The organism is Janthinobacterium sp. FW305-128, from assembly GCF_020858135.1.
GTDB lineage: Bacteria > Pseudomonadota > Gammaproteobacteria > Burkholderiales > Burkholderiaceae_D > Janthinobacterium.
This window is the reverse complement of the sequence record NZ_JACYMK010000011.1, coordinates 104715-124059: the sequence shown is the minus strand read 5'-3', so window position 1 is coordinate 124059 and position 19345 is coordinate 104715. Positions and strand designations below refer to the sequence as shown.

17 protein-coding genes and 8 tRNA genes are annotated in these 19345 nt (G+C 61.5%); 3 read left to right on the top strand and 22 right to left on the bottom strand.

The window, feature by feature from the left end; translation table 11 throughout:
• Positions 1-108 precede the first annotated feature (108 nt).
• Positions 109-1533 carry an ATP-dependent RNA helicase DbpA gene (gene dbpA, locus IGS60_RS21925; protein ID WP_230506198.1) on the top strand — a complete coding sequence of 475 codons (1425 nt, stop codon included), beginning with the start codon at positions 109-111 and terminating at the stop codon, positions 1531-1533.
• Here dbpA and IGS60_RS21920 read toward each other — a convergent pair.
• The 4 genes from IGS60_RS21920 to IGS60_RS21905 all read right to left on the bottom strand — a co-directional run bounded on the left by IGS60_RS21920 (position 1520) and on the right by IGS60_RS21905 (position 5440).
• Complete coding sequence (locus IGS60_RS21920; protein ID WP_230506197.1) at positions 1520-2062, bottom strand: hypothetical protein; 543 nt, start codon at positions 2060-2062, stop codon at positions 1520-1522. The two genes, dbpA and IGS60_RS21920, sit on opposite strands and share 14 nt — an antisense overlap.
• The gene (locus tag IGS60_RS21915; protein WP_230506196.1) at positions 2055-2633 is read right to left on the bottom strand and encodes a hypothetical protein; all 579 of its coding nucleotides are present in this window, start codon (positions 2631-2633) and stop codon (positions 2055-2057) included. Before IGS60_RS21915 ends, IGS60_RS21920 begins: the two co-directional genes overlap by 8 nt.
• A 42-nt stretch (positions 2634-2675) precedes the next feature.
• The gene (cysS, locus tag IGS60_RS21910; protein ID WP_230506195.1) at positions 2676-4052 is read right to left on the bottom strand and encodes a cysteine--tRNA ligase; all 1377 of its coding nucleotides are present in this window, start codon (positions 4050-4052) and stop codon (positions 2676-2678) included.
• Positions 4053-4288: 236 nt separating this feature from the next.
• Complete coding sequence (locus tag IGS60_RS21905) at positions 4289-5440, bottom strand: MFS transporter (protein ID WP_070223830.1); 1152 nt, start codon at positions 5438-5440, stop codon at positions 4289-4291.
• A gap of 228 nt (positions 5441-5668) precedes the next feature.
• On the opposite strand from IGS60_RS21905, the gene IGS60_RS21900 reads away from it, so the two are divergent.
• Positions 5669-6496, top strand: a complete 828-nt coding sequence (locus tag IGS60_RS21900) for a helix-turn-helix domain-containing protein (protein ID WP_070289885.1) — start codon at positions 5669-5671, stop codon at positions 6494-6496.
• Positions 6497-6649: 153 nt separating this feature from the next.
• Here IGS60_RS21900 and aqpZ read toward each other — a convergent pair whose 3' ends face one another.
• The 12 genes from aqpZ to lhgO form a co-directional block, all read right to left on the bottom strand.
• Positions 6650-7339 carry an aquaporin Z gene (gene aqpZ, locus IGS60_RS21895; protein ID WP_070223703.1) on the bottom strand — a complete coding sequence of 230 codons (690 nt, stop codon included), beginning with the start codon at positions 7337-7339 and terminating at the stop codon, positions 6650-6652.
• Between the two features lie 214 nt (positions 7340-7553).
• Positions 7554-7964 (bottom strand): GNAT family N-acetyltransferase, encoded by a 411-nt coding sequence (locus IGS60_RS21890; protein ID WP_230506194.1) that lies wholly within the window; start codon positions 7962-7964, stop codon positions 7554-7556.
• Entirely contained in the window at positions 7964-8422 is a 459-nt protein-coding gene (locus IGS60_RS21885; protein ID WP_162995609.1) for an Ivy family c-type lysozyme inhibitor, read from the bottom strand. The genes IGS60_RS21890 and IGS60_RS21885 overlap by 1 nt, the downstream gene beginning before the upstream one ends.
• 65 nt (positions 8423-8487) lie before the next feature.
• On the bottom strand, positions 8488-8898 hold the full coding sequence (locus tag IGS60_RS21880; RefSeq protein WP_070223698.1) for a hypothetical protein: 411 nt from the start codon (positions 8896-8898) through the stop codon (positions 8488-8490).
• Between the two features lie 35 nt (positions 8899-8933).
• Positions 8934-10073, bottom strand: a complete 1140-nt coding sequence (locus IGS60_RS21875; protein WP_070289890.1) for an amidase family protein — start codon at positions 10071-10073, stop codon at positions 8934-8936.
• A 158-nt stretch (positions 10074-10231) separates the two neighbouring features.
• A complete protein-coding gene (locus IGS60_RS21870; RefSeq protein ID WP_070223695.1) occupies positions 10232-10807 on the bottom strand; it encodes an elongation factor P in 576 nt (191 codons plus the stop codon).
• Between the two features lie 135 nt (positions 10808-10942).
• Entirely contained in the window at positions 10943-12112 is a 1170-nt protein-coding gene (gene earP / locus IGS60_RS21865; RefSeq protein WP_230506193.1) for an elongation factor P maturation arginine rhamnosyltransferase EarP, read from the bottom strand.
• Between the two features lie 95 nt (positions 12113-12207).
• A tRNA-Glu gene (locus IGS60_RS21860) sits at positions 12208-12283 on the bottom strand.
• Positions 12284-12353: 70 nt separating this feature from the next.
• A tRNA-Glu gene (locus tag IGS60_RS21855) sits at positions 12354-12429 on the bottom strand.
• A gap of 122 nt (positions 12430-12551) precedes the next feature.
• Positions 12552-12627: transfer RNA gene (locus IGS60_RS21850), tRNA-Glu, on the bottom strand.
• 328 nt (positions 12628-12955) lie between these two features.
• Complete coding sequence (locus IGS60_RS21845) at positions 12956-14269, bottom strand: MFS transporter (protein WP_227742140.1); 1314 nt, start codon at positions 14267-14269, stop codon at positions 12956-12958.
• 104 nt (positions 14270-14373) lie between these two features.
• Entirely contained in the window at positions 14374-15579 is a 1206-nt protein-coding gene (gene lhgO / locus IGS60_RS21840; RefSeq protein WP_070290416.1) for an L-2-hydroxyglutarate oxidase, read from the bottom strand.
• 204 nt (positions 15580-15783) lie between these two features.
• Between lhgO and IGS60_RS21835 the strand changes: the two genes are divergently transcribed.
• The gene (locus tag IGS60_RS21835; protein WP_230506278.1) at positions 15784-16719 is read left to right on the top strand and encodes a LysR family transcriptional regulator; all 936 of its coding nucleotides are present in this window, start codon (positions 15784-15786) and stop codon (positions 16717-16719) included.
• A gap of 419 nt (positions 16720-17138) precedes the next feature.
• Here the strand turns inward: IGS60_RS21835 and IGS60_RS21830 are convergent.
• The 6 genes from IGS60_RS21830 to gltX form a co-directional block, all read right to left on the bottom strand.
• Positions 17139-17214, bottom strand: a tRNA-Ala gene (locus IGS60_RS21830).
• Between the two features lie 46 nt (positions 17215-17260).
• Positions 17261-17336, bottom strand: a tRNA-Glu gene (locus IGS60_RS21825).
• A gap of 37 nt (positions 17337-17373) precedes the next feature.
• Positions 17374-17449, bottom strand: a tRNA-Ala gene (locus IGS60_RS21820).
• 134 nt (positions 17450-17583) lie between these two features.
• Positions 17584-17659: transfer RNA gene (locus IGS60_RS21815), tRNA-Glu, on the bottom strand.
• Positions 17660-17713: 54 nt separating this feature from the next.
• Positions 17714-17789: transfer RNA gene (locus tag IGS60_RS21810), tRNA-Ala, on the bottom strand.
• Between the two features lie 124 nt (positions 17790-17913).
• Positions 17914-19320, bottom strand: coding sequence for a glutamate--tRNA ligase (gene gltX / locus IGS60_RS21805; protein WP_070219742.1), 1407 nt, complete (start codon positions 19318-19320; stop codon positions 17914-17916).
• Positions 19321-19345: the final 25 nt, after the last annotated feature.

Sequence of the window (19345 nt, the reverse complement as noted above, 5' to 3'; positions counted from 1 at the left end):
CCACGCCGGCGGCCGTTCGCCGCCGGCTTCCACACCACCATCCGCACAAGGGCGTAGAACGCCTGTAGACTGTGCCCATTCACCCGCTTTTTACCGGCTCCGCCCTTTATGAACACCACATCCGCCACCACTTCTTTTTCCAGCCTGCCGCTGACGCCCGCCTTTTTGGCCAACCTCGATTCGCTCGGCTACCACGAGATGACCACCATCCAGGCGCAAAGCCTGCCGGCGGTGCTCGATGGCCGCGACCTGATCGCGCAAGCGAAAACGGGCAGCGGCAAGACGGCCGCCTTCGGCATCGGCATCCTGCACAAGCTCAATCCGGCCTGGTTTGCCGTGCAAGGCCTGGTGCTGTGCCCCACGCGCGAACTGGCCGACCAGGTGGCCAATGAGCTGCGCCGCCTGGCCCGCGCGGCCGGCAACATCAAGATCCTGACTCTGACGGGCGGCGCGCCGATGCGCCCGCAAATCGCCTCGCTGGAACACGGCGCTCACATCGTCGTCGGCACGCCGGGCCGTCTGCGCGACCATCTGGGCCGCGGCACCATCAACCTGAATCACGTGCAGACCCTGGTGCTCGATGAAGCGGACCGCATGACGGACATGGGCTTTTATGAGGAAATCGCCGGCATCGTCAGCGCCTGCCCGGCGCGCCGCCAGACCCTGCTGTTCTCGGCCACGTACCCGGAAGACATCCGCCGCGCCACAGCATCGTTCCTCGTCAATCCGCTGGAAGTGACGGTCGAAGCGCAGCACGACAACGACAAGATCGAGCAGCGCTTCTATGAAATCGGCTTCGACGAGCGCAACAGCGCCGTCGGCAAGCTGTTAAAACACTTCAAGCCGGAGTCCACCCTGGCCTTCTGCAACACCAAGGTGCATTGCCGCGAACTGGCCGAAGAATTGCGCCAGCAAGGCTTTTCCGCGCTGGCCCTGTACGGCGAGCTGGAACAGCGCGAGCGCGATGAAATCCTCGTGCTGTTCGCCAACCGCAGCTGCTCCGTGCTGGTGGCCACCGACGTCGCCGCGCGCGGCCTCGATATTTCCGACCTGGGCGCCGTGATCAACGTCGATGTCTCGAAGGACACGGAAGTGCACATCCACCGCATCGGCCGCACGGGCCGCGGCAGCAAGAAGGGCCTGGCCCTGTCGCTGTGCGCGCCGAACGAGAAGAAATGGGTCAAGCTGATCGAGCAATACCAGAACAGCGCCGCCGAATGGCACGACCTGAAGGAACTGAACGAGGACGATGGCGCAGAAGCGCTGCCGGCGCCGATGGTCACCCTGTGCATCATGGGCGGCAAGAAGGACAAGCTGCGTCCGGGCGACTTGCTGGGCGCATTAACGGGCGATGCTGGCCTGACCAAGGAGCAGGTGGGCAAGATCAACGTGTTCGAGTTCATGACCTACGTGGCGCTCGACCGCAAGGTGGCAGAAGCTGCCTTCAAGCGCCTGAACGCGGGCAATACCCTGGGCCGCGACTTCGGCAACATCAAGGGCCGCAGCTTCAAGATGCGCTTTATCGAGGCGTAAGGCCTTGCAAGGTACGCAGGGCCGCCATGGTCCTGCGTCCCGGGTAGCTGCCCCACACGGGATACTGCCCGCGGTAATAGCAATTCCAGTAACTGACGTTGCGCCGCTCCAGCGTATCGAGATATGCTGGATTCTCCCGCAGGTAGCGCGCCAGTGCATCGGCATTCCAGGCCGGCAGCGCCGCGCCAATTGCCTCGATAATCTCCAGCACATATTCGCCGCACAGGTGCACGACGAAGGGCACCGTCCACGCCCGTTCCTGCAGCAGCAACTGCCTTGCACACGCTTCGCGCAGATGGCCGTCATGGTGGCGCGTGCCCAGGCACAGGGCGATCACGCCCGCGTCGCCGGGCAGCCGCGTACAGGCCAGCAGCGGCTCGCGGTCATAATAGGTGCGCGCCGGGATCAGCAAGGCCTCGCCATCCTGGCGCACGGCAAATGGCGGGTGTGTCCGGCCGCTCCCCAGCGCGGGCAGCAGCTGCGCCACGGTGCCGGCCAAGGCCGCGGGAAAGGCATCCGCTTCAGCCATCGCGCCCCTCCCGGCACACCTTGCGCACGCCCAGTGCGGGTTTATCCATCTTTTCAAAGATCACGTTCGAATACCAGTCGGCCGGGTCGCCGTCCGTGGGCTTGCCCAGCGAAATATAGTAGCCGCCGTGGGTAAACAGGGCCGTGGTTTCCTTGCCTGGCGTGGCGCGCTGCAGGAAGGCCGGCCAGACCGCCTTGTCGACTGGCACAAAACGCGCGGCCAGCAGCGCCAGCAAACGCGCATGCGTAGCCGGCGCATACGGGAACAGATACAGGTATTCGACCAGTTCGCCGCCATCGGCCAGGCGCGTGACGGCGGCGGTCGCGGCATCGGCCGTCCCCTCGTCGCCGCCAAAGCGGCACAAGATGCCACCGCTGTAGGCGAAGTCGATGACGGTCGCCGGCGCGCACGCCTGCCGTTCGCGGTCGATGCCGACGGGCGGCAGCGCGCGCACTTGCGCCAGCAGCGCTTCGCCGGACGTGGCCAGCACGGGAAAGCCCGGACACTCGCTGGCCGCGCGGGCGGCAGAAAAGGCCAGGCAACAACTCAACAACAGCAAACGACGCTTCACGGCATCTCCAGTTTCATCAGGCGGCCATTATGCAGGACATCTTCACAAAGGCCGCGCCTGTTGCCCCTGCGGCGTATCGTCGATGTCGTAGCCGGCCGCGCGCGCCAGTTCGCGCAAGCGGTCCGCCTCGGCCCACTGGCGCTGCGCGCGGGCGTGGGCCCGTTCCGCCAGCCACGCCAGCACCGGCTGCGGCACTTCCACCTGCGCCGGCTGCCAGGCCAGCAGATCGAGCCCCAGCGCCGCGTCGAAGCTGGCCATGGTGGCCTTTTTCACGCCATCGGGCAGCGCGCTTTTCAGCAGCTCCCAGGCCACGGCCAGCGCGCGCGGATAATTCAGGTCATCGTTGATGCAGGTCCTAAAACGCGCCAGCCATGTCGCGTCGGCCTCGCCGCCTGCATCCCCCAGGCCATGCACGGCCACGCGCAGGCGCGCCAGGCCGCTGCTGGCGGCGCGCAAGGCTTCATCCGTAAAATTGAGGCTGCTGCGGTAGTGGGCGCCCAGGCACAGGTAGCGGTAGGCCAGCGGATCGATGCCCTGCTCCGCCAGGCTTTGCAGGCGCAGGAAGTCGCCCGAGGATTTGGACATCTTCGCATCCTGCGTCTTGAGGAAGGCGCCATGCAGCCAGAAGTTGGCCAGGCGCGTGCCATGGCGCGCTTCCGTTTGCGCGATCTCGTTGCTGTGGTGGACGGCCACGTGGTCTTCGCCGCCGCAATGGATGTCGAAATACGCGCCCAGGTGCTTTTCCGCCATGGCCGAGCATTCGATGTGCCAGCCGGGGAAACCCAGGCCCCAGGGACTGTCCCACTCCATCTGCCGCTGTCCCGGCACGCCGCTGAACTTCCACAGCGCGAAGTCGCAGATATCGCGCTTCTGTCCCAAGTCCACCCGCTTCCCCGCCTGCAGGCCGTCGCGCTTCAGGCGCGCCAGCTTGCCGTAACTGTCCTGGCGCGTCGTATCGAAATAGATGCCGTCGTCCGTGCGGTAGGTATAGCCCTTCGCTTCCAGGTCGAGGATGAAAGCGACCTGCTCCGCGATGTGGTCGGTGGCGCGGCACCAGACGGTGGGCGGCAGGATATTGAGCTGGCGCAGATCGTCCTCGAACGCGCGGGTAAATTCAAGGGCGATGTCCCAGGCCGACTTGCCGCTGCGGGCGCTGCGCGCTTCGATCTTGTCGTCGCCGCTGTCCGCGTCCGACGTCAAATGGCCCACGTCCGTGATGTTCATCACGTGGCGCACCTGCAAGCCGTTGAACGCGAGCGCGCGGCGCAAGCCGTCGACGAACAGGTAGGTGCGCAGGTTGCCGATGTGCGCGTAATCGTAGACGGTGGGGCCGCAGGCGTACAGGCCTGCCTGGCCCGGGGCGATGGGTTCAAACGGGCGCAGGCTGCGCGCATAGGTATCGTACAGATGAAGTGTCATGCGGGGCTTTCATTAACGCTGCGGAAAAAGAAAATGGCCACAGGTTTTTCAACACTGTGGCCATCGAATGAGGAGTAAAACGTCAGCGGCGCGCAGCCGCATCCTCACGGGGCCAGGCGCACGGACACAGCGCAGCAGCGGCGCCGGATACAGAAACTGGAGTGAGGATGAAAGTGATCATGGGACGAATATCGCATGTACGCGGGCGGGCCGTCAAGCCCTCCCGCGTCACCCGCTTATTTTTTCGCCTGCTCGATCTGTGGCAGCAGCACCGTCAGGATGCCCAGCAGCGGCAGATAGGAGCAGATTTTATACACATAGGCGATGCCGGAGATATCAGCCAGGTGGCCCATGGCGGCGGCCGCGATGCCGGACACGCCGAACATCAGGCCAAAGAAGATGCCTGCGATCATGCCTACCTTGCCCGGCACCAGTTCCTGCGCGAAAACGACGATGGCGGAAAACGCGGACGAAATCACGAAGCCGATGATCACCGTCAGGACGGCCGTCCAGAACAGGTCGACATACGGCAACAGCAGGGTGAACGGCGCGGCGCCCAGGATGGAAATCCAGATCACGCGCTTGCGGCCGATGCGGTCGCCGATGGGGCCGCCCATGAAGGTGCCGGCCGCCACGGCGGCGAGGAAGAGGAACAGGTAGAGCTGGGCATCGCCGAGCGACAGGTGGAATTTGTCGATCAGGTAAAACGTGTAATAGCTCGACAGGCTGGCCATGTAGATGTACTTCGAGAACACCAGCAGCGCCAGCACGCCCAGCGCGCCAATCACCTTGTTGCGCGACAAGTTCGGACCATGGCCGCCCGCCTTCGGCTTGAAGCTGGCCAGGTGGCCGCTATACCAGTGGCTGACCTTGTACAGCACGCCGATGGCCAGCACGGCCAGCAAGCTGAACCAGGCGACATTGCCGTGGCCACGGTTCACGATGACGGCGGCCGCCAGCAGCGGTCCCAGGGCGGAACCGACATTGCCGCCCACCTGGAACAGGGACTGGGCAAAGCCGTAGCGCCCGCCCGAGGCCATGCGCGCCACGCGCGACGCTTCCGGGTGGAAAGTCGAGGAACCGACGCCGATCAGGCCGGCGGCGAGCAGCAGGGTCGGAAAGGTCGAGACGACGGACAGCATCAGCACGCCGGCAAGGGTAAAGCACATGCCGACCGGCAGCAGGAATGGCAGCGGACGGCGGTCCGTATACAAGCCGATCCAGGGCTGCAGCAACGATGCCGTGCACTGGAACGTCAGGGTTATAAGGCCGACCTGGGTAAAACTGAGTGAAAACTCGGCTTTCAGCATCGGATAAATCGACGGCAATAATGCCTGGATCAAGTCATTGAGCAAATGCACGAAGGCGACGGCGCCCAGGATGTGCATGGCCAGACTGGATTGTTGTTGGGAACTATGAAGCGAGGGAGCCGCCGGCACGGACTTGGCCAATGGCGGGGCAGTTGTGGTTGTATGCATGTGTCTTCCGCAATAATCGGGCACGGCGGGCGGCCCGGCAAAGAAGCCAGTATAGTATGGTCACTGAACTGATAACTTCCAATAATCGTCGCCCAAGTGACAACTGAGTGACAATCAGGCGACAAGCCAACGACCGACATGTACACCCACCCACCCGCCCAGACCCACCCCGATGGCGTGCCGTTCAGCCGCAGCACCAGCTCGCACGACTACCAGCATGTACCGCGCCCGGTGACGGCCATGTCCAGGCAATATGCGGCCGGCGACTACACGGCGCCGCACAGCCACGTGCGGGCGCAACTGCTGTATGCGACGGAAGGCGTGATGCGCGTCTCCACCGAACATGGCGTGTGGATCTTGCCGCCCCGGCGCGCCCTGCTGATCCCCGTGGGCGTCGTGCATGAAGTCCATATCTTGAGCGAATTGAGCATGCGCACCGTGTACATCGACGCGCAGGTGGCGGCCCCGTATGGCGCCGATTGCAAGGTGCTGGAAGTGAGCCGGCTGCTGCGCGAGCTGATCCTGGCCTTGCTGGCCGAACCGATCGAATATGCGCTGGCGGGGCGCGGCGACTGGCTGGCGCATTTGATCCTGTCGGAACTGGCGACGGCCGACACCGTGCCCCTCGCCATCCCCTGGCCCCGCGACCGGCGCCTGGTGGCCGTGTGCACGGCCATCATGAGCGCGCCCGGCAGCCGGCGCAGCATCGAGGACTGGGCCCAGGATGCGGGCGCCAGCGCGCGCACCCTGATCCGTTTATTCCCGAAGGAAACGGGCTTGCACTACCGCCAATGGCTGCAGCAAGTCCACCTGGCCGAGGCATTCTGCCGCCTGGACCGGGGCGAAGGCGTGGCCGCCATCGCCTACGCGCTGGGCTACGCCAGCCCCAGCGCCTTCAGCGCCATGTTCCGCCGCATCCTGGGCCGCACGCCGCAGCACTACCTGAGCGAGTGGCGCGCCGCGTAGGTCGGCTTAGCGTGGAAGCCGACAAGCTACTTGATTGCTCACCGGCAGCCGCCAAACCAGCGTCGTAGGTCGGCTTAGTGCGGCGCAGCCGCGCGTAAGCCGACAAGCTAAGCTGCCGGCATTGTCGGCTTACGCCCTGTGGGCTAAGCCGGCCTACTCTTTTTCGCCCGCAATCAGACGGTAGGCCAGCGCCCCGAGCAAGGCGCCGATGATAGGGGCCAGCCAGAACAGCCACAGCTGGCTCGTCGCCCAATCGCCCACGTACAGGGCCACGCCCGTGCTGCGGGCCGGGTTGACCGAGGTATTGGTGACGGGGATGCTGATCAGGTGGATCAGGGTCAGCGCGAGGCCGATCGGCAACGGGGCGAAGCCGGCCGGGGCGCGCTTGTCAGTGGCGCCCAGGATGACGATCAGGAAGAACATCGTCAGCACGATTTCAATGACCAGCGCCGACAGCATCGAATAACCGCCCGGCGAATGGGCGCCGAAGCCGTTCGAGGCAAAGCCCTTGCTGACGTCGAAACCGGCCTGGCCGCTGGCGATCACGTACAGTACGCCGCCGGCCACGATGGCGCCCAGCACTTGCGCGATGATGTAAGGCAGTAACTGGCTGGCGGGAAAGCGGCCGCCGGCCCACAGGCCGATCGAGACGGCAGGATTCAGGTGGCAACCCGAGATGTGGCCGATGGCGTAAGCCATGGTCAGCACCGTCAGGCCAAACGCCAGCGCTACGCCGGCAAAGCCGATGCCAAGGCCGGGAAAGGCGGCGGCCAGCACGGCGCTGCCGCAACCGCCCAGTACCAGCCAGAACGTGCCGAGAAATTCGGCGCCATATTGTTTCATGATGTATTCCTTTAAAGTGACGAGAAAACGTGCCAGGGACGACCAATCGGACCGCTCACCACCTTTGCCCCGCCCAAGGGCGACGGCAAAGCACAGCACCAGCAACGCACGCTGCAGAGCGCGCATAATGACACGACGTCATTATCAATGCAACATTATTGCGTACAATAATGCTAATAGTTCTCTTGACACCTAAAGGTTGTTTTGATAATTCTCATGGCGCGGGGCGGCGCATGTACTTTTCCGGCGCCTCCAGCGGCGCAAAGCCAAAGCCCGCATACAGGCCATGCGCGTCATCGGTGCCCAGCATCCAGGCAACATCGCGCAAGCGCGCATCGCCGAGCACGGCGGCCACCATCTGCCTGCCGTAGCCGCGCCCCTGGTAGGGCGGCAGCACGAACACGTCGCGCAGGTAGGCAAAATCCGTGTAGTCGGTGATGACCCTGGCGAACGCCACTTGCTGGCCATCCACATAGCCGCCGAAACACAGCGCATTGTCGATGCCCTTGCGCACCGTTTCGATCGCCACGCCGCGCTTCCAGTAAGACTGCTCGCTCAGGTAGCGGTGGATCATGGGCACGTCCAGCTCGCCACGCTCGCTGGAAATGCGTAGCGGCGCGTGCATCAGTTCTTGTACAGCAAGTCGGCTTCGGCGATGCTGGGCTCGCCGAAATACACGGTGCGCAAGCCGCCCTTGGCATCGCTGCCCATGTACACGCCCGTCATGCTGCGCGCGACGGGGTCGTACAAAATGGAATAGCGGTGGCCGCAATTGTGCGGTTCGCAGACGCTGCTCAGCAGGCGTGCCTTGCCGTCAATCTCGACGGGCTTGAGCGGGCTGGCCACGCCATCGGGCACCCAGCGCTGCCGCTTCAGGCCCGCCTTTTTCAAGCCCTCATTGAAGGCCTTGCGAAAGGCGTAGTCCGCCTTGTAGACATCGGGGAAATACGGACAGGTATGGCCGCCGTCGCAGCTTTGCGCCTGCTCGATCAGCGACAGTCTGGGCGTACGCGCTTGTGCCGGCACGGCGGCCAGCGCCACGGTGGCGCCCAGGAATACGGGTAAAAGCAAACGTACAGACATGCAAACTCCTAAAAGCATAATGTAATGCCGGAAGCATAACAGAATGGCATGCTTGTGCGCGCGCCTCAGGGAGAACAGCGGATGCCGACCACGCCGTTGACCTTGCCTTCCGGCCAGCCCGTCTCGCGCCAGCGGTACACGCCGGGCGCGACGATGATCAACTGCCATTCCACCAGCTTGCCAGCGGCATTGAGGCGGGTCTCATTGTCATAGCGCAACGTCAGGCTGCGCTCCGTTTCCGCCACCACCGTCGCGGCAAAGCGGTTGGTTTCGCCCAGCTTGCTTTTCCACGTGCGGTCGTTGAAGATCGCCAGCCGCTGATGATCGTCAGACAACTGCATGCGCGTAAAGTGCCGCGCTTCTTCGCACACACTATTCGTATTCACGCTGTCGGACCAGCTGCCGGACAGTTGCTCGGCATCAAAAGGAGTCGGGGTGGCGGCCACGGCCGCACTCAGCAGCAAGCTTGCAAGCATAGTTTATCGAAAGAAAACGAAAGGAATCATCATGGTCAACGCAGCGCCAGGGTGATGCTCGATGGCAGTGCGGGCGTGCGCCGGTGCAAAGTCGCCTGCTCGTAGGCATACGCCATTGCAATGAGCGCCATGTCGCCGTGGGCTGGGCCGATGAAGGACAAGCCGACCGGCAAGCCCCCGACCATGCCGGCAGGCACCGTAATATGCGGCAAGTCGGACTGCGGCGATACGCCATGGCAGGTCGGCCCCACCAGCGCATCGAGCGCATGCGAACGCAGCAGCGCTTCAATGCCGCCAGACCCGGACGCGGGCGGCGGCTCGATCAGTTCGGCGCCCTGTTCGCGCAACACCAGCAGCGCCTGCTCGATCACGGCATCGGTCCCGGCGCACAGGCCGAACAGGCTGCGCGCCACGCCGATGCGGCGCCCTTGCAAGCCGGCAAGGTCGAGCGTCAAGCCATCGGCCAGGCGCTCGCCCGTCAGGGCGGCGAGCAGCCAGGCCGCCTCGCGCACGCTGGGCGCCATCGGCCCTGCCGTGGCTGGCTCACCGCCCTGCCCGCCAGCGGTCCTGCCGGTGGGCTTGATGGCGACCAGGCCGCAGTTTGAAGCAGGCGCGACGATGGAGCCGTCCGCTGCGCTGTCGACGGCCAGGATGGTCAGGCCGGCCCAGCTGGCACTGGCATGCGGCACGCTGACGGCGGCCCACTGGCGCAAATTGCTTTTGCCGATGATGACGGCGCCGGCCGCGCGCAAGCGCGCCGCCACAAAGGAATCGCAGCTGGCATGCGTGGCCAGGGGTGCCTGCGTGCGCGTCTTCATGCGGTCGCCCGTGGCGATATTGTCGCGCAAGACGACGGGAATGCCATGCAAGGGGCCGCGCACCTTGTGCACCTGCCGCTCGCGGTCCATTTCCAGCGCAATTTTCAGCGCGTCGGGATTGATTTCAATGCCGGGATAGGCGCGCGCGCCGATGCTGCACAGGGAGCGGATGCGCGCGAGGTACTGCGACGTCAGCGCATGGGAACTGAGTTTGCCTGCCTGCATCATCTGCTGTTGCGGCAAGACCCCTGCGTCGAGCAAATGGGCCATGGGACTGGCGGGCGCCGTGGCACGGGCCAATACGGGGCGCGACACGCCCCGGGACGCGCCACTGCGTAACATCTGACTGCGCTGCATCGTATCTCCAGGAAACCTCAGTGTTTCTAACGCAATAATGTGCTAGCCATAGCATAGCAGTCCTTGCAACTCAATTGTTGTTGAAAGGAATTATTTTTCAAGCAAAAAAAAACGCCGCCCGAAGGCAGCGTTTCTTGATGGTCAAGCACTGGCGCGTATCAGTTGCGCACGACACGCTTGTATTCGTTGGTACGGGTATCGATTTCGATGACGTCGTCCTGTGCCACGAACAGCGGCACTTGCACGGTGTGGCGGTGCGCGTCGATGGCGTTTTCGATCTTGGCTTCTTTCAGGACGTTGCCCGACGTGTTGCCCTTGACCGCAGGCTCCGAGTACACCACTTGACGGGCGATGGTCGTCGGCAGTTCAACGGAGATAGCCTTGCCGTCGTAGAAAATGGCTTCGCATTCCATGCCATCTTTCAGGTAATGCAGTGCATCGCCCAGGTTTTCTTCTTCGATTTCGTACTGGTTGTACTCGGTGTCCATGAAAACGAACAGCGGGTCGGCGAAGTACGAATACGTCACTGGCTTTTTATCCAGAACAACCACGTCGAACTTGTCGTCGCCGCGGAACACGTTTTCCATCGGGGTGTTCGTCAGAAGATTTTTCATCTTCCATTTGTAGGTGAAGCCCGTGCGGCTCGAACCGTTGACATCAGAACGCAACACGATCATTGGCTTGCTGTCGACCATGATGATATTGCCAACACGAATTTCTTTTGCGGGTTTCATAGGAATGTACGTAAAAAGTGGGTTGCATGAAGACCATCTGCCGCCTGTGCGCCATCAGCGCCGCAAGCTTGCGTTTGATCGGTTAAAAATACGTTAGAAATAACCGGGCATTTTACCTTAATTTTGGGCAAGCGCCTATCTCGTCGCGCCGGCGAACGCCAGCAAGTTACTTGCCAGATCGCCATGCGCCTGCATCTGCCGCTGCCAGGCTTGCGCGCGCGCGCGGATGCGCGGCAGATCGGCCTGCAATGCGGGCCACAGCTGCGCCCACGGCAAGGCGTCCGCGCTGGCGCCATTCCAGGCCAGCGCCGCCTGCACCAGGCTGTCAATGGCGCCGTCCGCATCGACCGCATAGCGCTGCAGGAAGGCGCGCAATTTCACGTGATGCAAGTTTTCGTCCTGCAAGTAGATATGCCAGAGAAACGGCTGGCCCGCCCATTGCGCGCGCACGAAGGAATCCTCGCCACGCACCAGGTTCACGTCGCAAGCCCACAGCAGGCGGTCGTAATCGTCCTGCGGCACGAAAGGCAGCACGCGCACGGTGAGCGCACCGCGCGTGCGCGCCGCACCAGGCAGCGCCGCATCGTCGCCGATAAACGCTTGAACGGCATCGAACGCGACGCCTTCCGGCACCAGGCATACCACAGCTTGCTCACCCGCCTGCCAGGCCGCGAACAGCTCGGCGACGGGCGCGGACGGATAGCAGAATAGCGATACTTTCACGGCGCACATTTGCGCCGCCGTGACGCCGATCTGCCCGAGGAATGCCGCCATGGCGGACGCATCGGACTGGAACGCCAGCCTTTTTTCATCGAGCGCCGCTTCGCGCAGCAAGCCGCCCGTCTTATCGGTAAAACCGGGAAAGAAGAAATGCTTGATCATGCCGTGGCGCGGCGACGTCAGCGCATGGCAGCCCTCGACCCACTCTTCCGCCGTCAATCCCTCCAGATTCAGCCACACGGGCTGCGGCGAACAGTGGGCCATGGCGGCGATATAGCCGGGCGGAATGTCGCAGGCAAAAAACTCGATGACGATATCGGCGACGTCGGCGGGTGCAAACGCGCCATCCTGGCCGCGCCAGTGGCGGACCGTGACGCCGGACACGTGCTGCGTTTCGGCCGCCACGTCGATTTCGGGGCAGATGCGCCGGAAACTGGATAAATCATCGACCCACAGGGTGACGGCGACGCCGTGCTCGCCGTTCAACTGCCGCGCCAAGCGCCAGCAAATGCCGATATCGCCGTAGTTGTCGACGACTTTGCAGAAGATGGCGAGAGATGGTGCGCGATCGGTAGGTAGTGGCATAGTCAAGGGGAAGAGAAAAACGTGGGCATGGCAGCCAATAACAAAAAAGCCGCGCTGTTACCAGGCGGCTTTTTTGTTGGCTGATTCAGCCGGTCTGGCGTCCCCAAGGGGATTCGAACCCCTGTACTCACCGTGAAAGGGTGATGTCCTAGGCCTCTAGACGATGGGGACAGAAAATCTGTCCTGGATGCGCTGCGTTGCATCCCGACCTGTTACTTTACTTGCTGACTGCGTGCGAATCTGGCGTCCCCAAGGGGATTCGAACCCCTGTACTCACCGTGAAAGGGTGATGTCCTAGGCCTCTAGACGATGGGGACAGAAATCTGTCCTGAATGCATTACTTCACATCCTGACCCGGTACTGCAGCAATCGCAGAAACAAAAAAAGCCTGACTTGTCAGGCCCGTTCAGCACTGCACTCTTGCTTTACAACTAAATCCTGGCGTCCCCAAGGGGATTCGAACCCCTGTACTCACCGTGAAAGGGTGATGTCCTAGGCCTCTAGACGATGGGGACCTGTGCTGGCTTTACTCTCAGCGGACTCTTCGTTGAAGGCTTTGCTTAACCCCTCAAAAAAGCGTGCGCGAAGTATAGCACGGGGCCGCTCACAAAATCAACCGCAGGCGCATCTTATTTTCCATGGAGGAAACCGCTCCCGGCGGCGATTGTGCAATGTGCAATCGATCGGCTGCGCGGGCGAGGTACAGGTCCTCGGCAGCAGCAGCCAGACAAGCAAAAGGAAAGCCTCTTGCCCCCCCCCTTCGTTTGTACTGGCCCAAACCCGCGTCATACAAGGGGTGGGCGGCGGGAGGAGCTGAGCAAGCCTGGCCCGCCGCCTTGACCATCAGTTCTTGTAATGGCTGAAGCGATAACCTTGGTCGAAGTATGCTGCCAATGCGACGATCGCTCCGGAGCACGTGAGCATCAAGGCCACTGCGCTCGTGTCACGAGTCGCAGACTGGGCAACCATTGATAACGCCCACAACGGGGCAATACCGCCGGCAATGGCAGTGCCGATTTCACGCCCCGAACCGACTCCCGTCGAGCGGTTTTGCACGGCAAACTGGCGACTGAGGAAAGAGCCCTGTGGGGCGAACATCATCGGCGCCAGCACCCCGGTGCCGACGATCAGCGCCAGGTAAATCAGCCTGTTCTCGCCGCTGTCGAGCAACTGCATGAACGGATACGCGAACAATGCTGACAGCAGGCCGCCGACGATCAGCAGCTTCTTGCTGCTGAACTTGTCACACAGATAGCCGAAGAGCGGGACGGTAAAGATTGCGACCAGACTGGCCAGTGTCACCGATAGCGATGTCACGCTGGCCGAAATGCCTTTGAACTGGGTCAGGTAGGCCAGCGAGAAGGTCTTGAAGACATAGCTCAGTGCGTTGTAACCGATGGCGACAAAGAAGACGACGCCCAGGCCCTTGAGATTGGTTTTCCACAATTCGCGGAACGGCCTCTTCTGGCGATGGCTTTCCTCGAAGTGGTGATACTCTGGCGTTTCCGGCAGACTCCCACGCACCCAGAGCCCAACCAGTACCAGTACGAAACTGAGGATGAAGGGAATGCGCCAACCGCCGGCAAGCAAAAACTTGTCGCCATTGACGGTCAGCAGATAAACGGTCAGCGACGACAGCAACAGGCCAAGGTTCAGCCCCAATGCAGGCCACGCACCTTGTCGTCCCTTCTTGTTGTCGGCCGCATGTTCGTAGGAAGTTACCGCCGCCCCCGCCAGTTCAGCACCGGCGCCCAGGCCCTGCACAATGCGGATCAGCACCAGGCACAGGGGCGCCCAAACGCCGATGCTGGCGTAGGAAGGAACCAGGCCAATGGCGGTCGTGCACAAGCCCATCATACAGAAAGTAACGAACAACATTTTCTTGCGCCCATAGCGGTCGCCGAAGTAGCCGAAGAATAGCCCCCCGATCGGTCGCGCCACAAAGCCGATGGCGAAGGTGGCAAAGGCTTGCAGCGATGCATTCGCCGGGTCCGAGGTATCGAAGAAGACCTTGCTGAAGACAATCGACGCCATCGTCGCGTAAAGATAAAAGTCATACCACTCCAGCATTGAGCCGACGATGGTCGCTGCCGCCACTTTGCGCAAACGACTTTTTGTCTGTGCAGGGGTTTCCTGTTCCGTTTTTTGAATGTTCAAAATGTCTCCTTCATGAATTAATTTTTTTATTTTTCGCCTAGAGCGTTCGAGTTGGGGCTGGCTGTGGGAGCGACAGACAACCGTACGTTGTCCGCTACGCAAACTCAGCGCCTCATCACTTCACGCACAATGTATTCAGCAATGGCTAGCGACGATGTCGCCCCTGGTGACGGTGCATTGCGGATGTGGGTAATGTTGCCGTGTTGGCGAATCACGAAATCGTCAACCAGCGCACCATTGGCCTCCATTGCCTGGGCACGGATCCCACGCACCGCCGGAACAATACCGACCGAGGCAAGCGTCGGCACATAGCGCGCCGCCTCGCGGACAAAGCTCGCCTCGCTGACCACAGTCTTCAATTCCCGAAGCGTCGCCGGCAGGTTACGGGCAGCAAACTTCCAAAAGCCGGGGTAGCTGGCAAAATTGAAGATGTCGGCCAGGTTCATGCTGCGGCCGTCATAGTTCTCGCGACCGAAGGATATGAAAGCATTCGGGCCGATCGTCATCTGTCCGTCGATACGCTTTGTGAAATGCACCCCGAGGAAAGGAAAGCGCGGGTCCGGCACCGGGTAGATCAAGCCTTTGACATGCGACTTGAAAGCCTCGTCGATCACGTAATACTGGCCGAAGAACGGTACGATGCGTGGCGTGTCCTGATCGCCCGAACGCTCTGCCAGGCGATCTGACTGCAAACCCGCGCAGGCAATTGCCTGATCGAATACCGTATCGAAGACCTCTCCGTCTGCAAGTTCGACCCGTACTTCGCCGCCTTGCTCCAGCAGGCGCTCAACCGGCGAATTCAGACAAATGCGCCCGCCACGTTCCCTGATTTCATCGGCGATTCGGGCCGCAATTTGACCGTAACTGACAATCGCCGTTTTCGGTGAATGCAAGGCGCCCAGACCGATGCAGTTGGGCTCGATTTCGCGCAGCTCATTTGAGCCGATCAGCCGCACGCCAGGCACACCGTTGGCCTGCGCTTTCCGATAAATCGCCTCCAGGCGAGGCAACTCTTCCTCTTGTAGCGCGACGACAACTTTGCCGCACTCGTCGTAGGGGATCGCATTGTCGCGGCAATAGTTGCCAATCAATTCGCCCCCGCGCCTGCAAAGTCGTGCCTTGAGCCCCCCCGGCTCATAGTACAGACCGGCATGGACCACACCCGAATTGTGGCTGGACTGATGACTGGCGACACTCGCCTCCTTTTCGAACAGCACCACCGTGGCGTCGGGAAAATCCAACAATAACTGACGTGCGACTGCGAGGCCATTTATCCCCCCGCCGATAACTGCATAACGCTTCTTGTTCATTGCGCCTCTCAAAAAAATAGCAAACTCGTCATTTCACTGCTACATGCATCACTTTGGCGAAGGGCGAGGGCCTGCATAAGCCGCCCGCCCAACGCCTGGCACCGACGCGATTTGCCCTGTCAAGCATTTTTGATCAAGCACAATTTAGATAAAAGCGAAAAATTATGTACAATTAATTTCGAAAAAAGAGAACAAGTGATGTCCATGACCTTAAAGCAACTCGAAGCGTTCTACTGGGCCGCCACCTGCGCCAACTTTGCGATTGCCGCCGAACGCCTGCATTTGTCCGTATCGTCTCTCTCCAAGCGCATTTCAGAACTGGAGGAAGCGCTTGGCATCAATCTGTTCGACCGGAGTGGCCACCGCGCCGTACTCAGCGATGCAGGCCAGGCATTGCTGCCACGCGCGCTGGCGCTGCTCGATGACGCCGCCGCAATACGTACCGCCTTCACACCCTCTGCCGGGCTAGTTGGCCGTTGCACCTTTGGTGTTGGCGAACTCAGCGCGCTGACCTGGCTACCGCAGTTCATTGCGCAAGTCCGGGCACTGCATCCCAAATTGACGCTCGAACCCTATGTCGACGTGGGCTCAGTTCTGGAAAGCCGTGTCGCCAAGGGCGAGCTCGATTTTGCGATCATTGCCGGACGCTCATCGCACCACGGCATCCTGTCGCAACCAGTCAGCCAAGCACAATTCATCTGGCTTGCCGCGCCAACCCTGGCCATATCTGACAGCCCGCCTGGCTTACGTGGTGCCGCCGATTTACTTGACGCTGGACAGCCCATCGTTGCCTTACCGCCATCAGCTGGCACCACGCGACTGATTGATGACTGGCTACTGGCTCACGGCATCGCTGCCGTTGAGCGTATAAGTTGCAATAATTGGGGGGCCATTGCCGGCATGCTGATTGCCTCTGTCGGGATCGGCATACTGCCCACTGGCTGGAGTCAAAAGCTGGTTGACCAGGGTCTGCTGCTCCCGCTCGCCGCCGCCGAAATGCCAGCACCGGTAATCTATTCTTTTCAGTGGCGGCGCGGAGACAACCGCCCACTGCTCGACCAGCTACGCGGGCTTTCCACCCAATATGTCGACTTCACTGCCGATCTATCGCGACCGCTGGGCAGCATAACGGAACGCTGATAACTGCCGGCCATGCGCCGCCCGCTGGCCACCTCGTCCGCTCGAGGCGACTTTGATTATCATGTGATTTCTGCGCTGTTGGTGGAGGCGGCATGGATACGGATGCTGGCTTCAGAAGATGGTGCTGTCGGATTACGCTACGCTAATCCGACCTACGCCACACTCCCCTGTCGGGTATGGCGGAAAAGAGTCCGGAAATAAAAAAAGCCGCTCGAGGCGACTTTGATTATCACGTGATTTCTGCGCTGTTGGTGGAGGCGGCATGGATACGGATGCTGGCTTCAGAAGATGGTGCTGTCGGATTACGCTACGCTAATCCGACCTACGCCACACTCCCCTGTCGGGTATGGCGGGAAGTGTCGCGGAAATAAAAAAAGCCGCTCGAGGCGACTTTGATTATCACGTGATTTCTGCGCTGTTGGTGGAGGTAAGCGGGATCGAACCGCTGACCTCTTGCATGCCATGCAAGCGCTCTCCCAGCTGAGCTATACCCCCCGGGCGCAGAAACACTGCTACTTCTTACTACAACACCAGACTGAACTGGCGTCCCCAAGGGGATTCGAACCCCTGTACTCACCGTGAAAGGGTGATGTCCTAGGCCTCTAGACGATGGGGACCAAGGAACTACAGTTTACTACCTTACTTCTGCGCTGTTGGTGGAGGTAAGCGGGATCGAACCGCTGACCTCTTGCATGCCATGCAAGCGCTCTCCCAGCTGAGCTATACCCCCCGGGCGCAGAAATAATAAAAGCCGCACTTGGCGACTTTGTTCCACTACTTGCTTTCCATCCAGATTCCGTTTTTTACGGGCCTGAACTTACAACAATCAGTACAAACAACTGCCACTACTATACCACAACTACCTGGCGTCCCCAAGGGGATTCGAACCCCTGTACTCACCGTGAAAGGGTGATGTCCTAGGCCTCTAGACGATGGGGACCGCGGAACTTCCAAACAACATCTGCACCACTTCACCAAGCAACATCATTGCTGCTGGTGGAGGTAAGCGGGATCGAACCGCTGACCTCTTGCATGCCATGCAAGCGCTCTCCCAGCTGAGCTATACCCCCGTTGGTGCAGAAACAAGAGTATAGCAAAGAAGTTTCACTCTGCAAATACCCTTTTTCGTCTATGAGTAACTTTTCATAGGGGCGGTTTCCGCACTGCGTTTACACGGTCAATTCAGCGCGGCGATTACAGCCACTTTGCCAGGCGCGCCAGCACGGTGTCGCGGCCGAACATGACCACCACCTGATCGATGGCCGGCGTCTGCAGCTGGCCCGTCAGAATCAGGCGCAAAGGCATGGCCAGCAGCGGCATCTTGATGGTGTTGGCGGCCAGCACTTCCTTGATCATGGCGGCCACGGCTTCCTTGCTCCACTCCACCGTGGCGATGCGCTCGGCAAACTGCGCCAGCACGGGCTTGATGGCATCCGTGATGTGCTGCGCTGCCAGTTCCGCTTCCGGCTGCGGCTCGCGGAAGAACAGCATCGAAGCGTCAGCCAGTTCATTGACCGTGTTGGCGCGCTCTTTCATCATGCCCAGCACTTGCGCCAGATCCGGCGCGCCTTCGAAGACGGCGCCGGCGGCGACCATGTGCGGACGCGCCAGGTCGGCCAGGCGGGTATTGTCGGCCTGCTTGATGTATTGGTTATTGAGCCACTTGAGCTTTTCCAGGTCGAACTGCGCGGCCGACTTGGTCAGGTGCTCGAGGTTGAACCATTCGCAGAACTGCGCCACCGAGAAGACTTCATCGTCGCCATGGCTCCAGCCCAGGCGCGCCAGGTAATTCAGCATCGATTCAGGCAGGAAGCCCTGCGCCGGATAATCCATCACGCTGACGGCATCGCGGCGCTTCGACATCTTCTGGCCGTCCGAACCCAAAATCATCGGCAGGTGGCCGTACAACGGCAGCGGTGCACCGATGGCGCGCAGGATGTTGATCTGACGCGGGGTGTTGTTGACATGGTCGTCGCCGCGCAGCACGTGGCTGATCTGCATGTCCCAGTCATCGACGGCCACGCAGAAGTTATAGGTTGGCGTGCCGTCCGGGCGGGCGATCACCAAGTCGTCCAGCTCGCGGTTCGAGATCGTGATCGTGCCCTTGACCACATCGTCCCACGTCACGTCGCCATCGAGCGGATTCTTGAAGCGCACGACGGGCTTGCGGTCCGCCGGCACGGCAGGCAGTGTCTTGCCCGGTTCCGGGCGCCAGGTGCCGTCGTAGCGCGGCTTTTCGCCGGCGGCGCGCATGCGCTCGCGCATCGCTTCGACTTCTTCCGGCGACGAGTAGCAATGGTAGGCCGTGCCTTCTGCCAGCATCTGCGCCACCACTTCGCGGTAGCGGTCCATGCGCTGCATCTGGTAGAACGGGCCTTCGTCGTGGTCCAAGCCCAGCCACTTCATGCCTTCGATGATGGCTTGCACGGCTTCCGGCGTGGAACGCTCCACGTCCGTGTCTTCGATGCGCAACACGAAAGTGCCGCCGAAGTGACGGGCATACGCCCAGCTGTATAAAGCGGTGCGGGCGCCGCCCAGGTGCAGATAGCCGGTCGGGCTGGGAGCGAAACGGGTACGGACGGGAGTAGCGTTTGTGGTCATCGAAGTAATCAGGCTTGAATAAGTA

What these genes read in the sequence shown, in the direction of transcription:
- dbpA (WP_230506198.1), top strand. Translation starts at nt 109, where the DNA reads ATGAACACCACATCCGCCACCACTTCTTTTTCCAGCCTGCCGCTGACG.
- IGS60_RS21920 (WP_230506197.1), bottom strand. Translation starts at nt 2,062, where the DNA reads ATGGCTGAAGCGGATGCCTTTCCCGCGGCCTTGGCCGGCACCGTGGCG.
- cysS (WP_230506195.1), bottom strand. Translation starts at nt 4,052, where the DNA reads ATGACACTTCATCTGTACGATACCTATGCGCGCAGCCTGCGCCCGTTT.
- IGS60_RS21905 (WP_070223830.1), bottom strand. Translation starts at nt 5,440, where the DNA reads ATGCACATCCTGGGCGCCGTCGCCTTCGTGCATTTGCTCAATGACTTG.
- IGS60_RS21900 (WP_070289885.1), top strand. Translation starts at nt 5,669, where the DNA reads ATGTACACCCACCCACCCGCCCAGACCCACCCCGATGGCGTGCCGTTC.
- aqpZ (WP_070223703.1), bottom strand. Translation starts at nt 7,339, where the DNA reads ATGAAACAATATGGCGCCGAATTTCTCGGCACGTTCTGGCTGGTACTG.
- IGS60_RS21890 (WP_230506194.1), bottom strand. Translation starts at nt 7,964, where the DNA reads ATGCACGCGCCGCTACGCATTTCCAGCGAGCGTGGCGAGCTGGACGTG.
- IGS60_RS21885 (WP_162995609.1), bottom strand. Translation starts at nt 8,422, where the DNA reads ATGTCTGTACGTTTGCTTTTACCCGTATTCCTGGGCGCCACCGTGGCG.
- IGS60_RS21880 (WP_070223698.1), bottom strand. Translation starts at nt 8,898, where the DNA reads ATGCTTGCAAGCTTGCTGCTGAGTGCGGCCGTGGCCGCCACCCCGACT.
- IGS60_RS21875 (WP_070289890.1), bottom strand. Translation starts at nt 10,073, where the DNA reads ATGCAGCGCAGTCAGATGTTACGCAGTGGCGCGTCCCGGGGCGTGTCG.
- IGS60_RS21870 (WP_070223695.1), bottom strand. Translation starts at nt 10,807, where the DNA reads ATGAAACCCGCAAAAGAAATTCGTGTTGGCAATATCATCATGGTCGAC.
- earP (WP_230506193.1), bottom strand. Translation starts at nt 12,112, where the DNA reads ATGCCACTACCTACCGATCGCGCACCATCTCTCGCCATCTTCTGCAAA.
- lhgO (WP_070290416.1), bottom strand. Translation starts at nt 15,579, where the DNA reads ATGAACAAGAAGCGTTATGCAGTTATCGGCGGGGGGATAAATGGCCTC.
- IGS60_RS21835 (WP_230506278.1), top strand. Translation starts at nt 15,784, where the DNA reads ATGACCTTAAAGCAACTCGAAGCGTTCTACTGGGCCGCCACCTGCGCC.
- gltX (WP_070219742.1), bottom strand. Translation starts at nt 19,320, where the DNA reads ATGACCACAAACGCTACTCCCGTCCGTACCCGTTTCGCTCCCAGCCCG.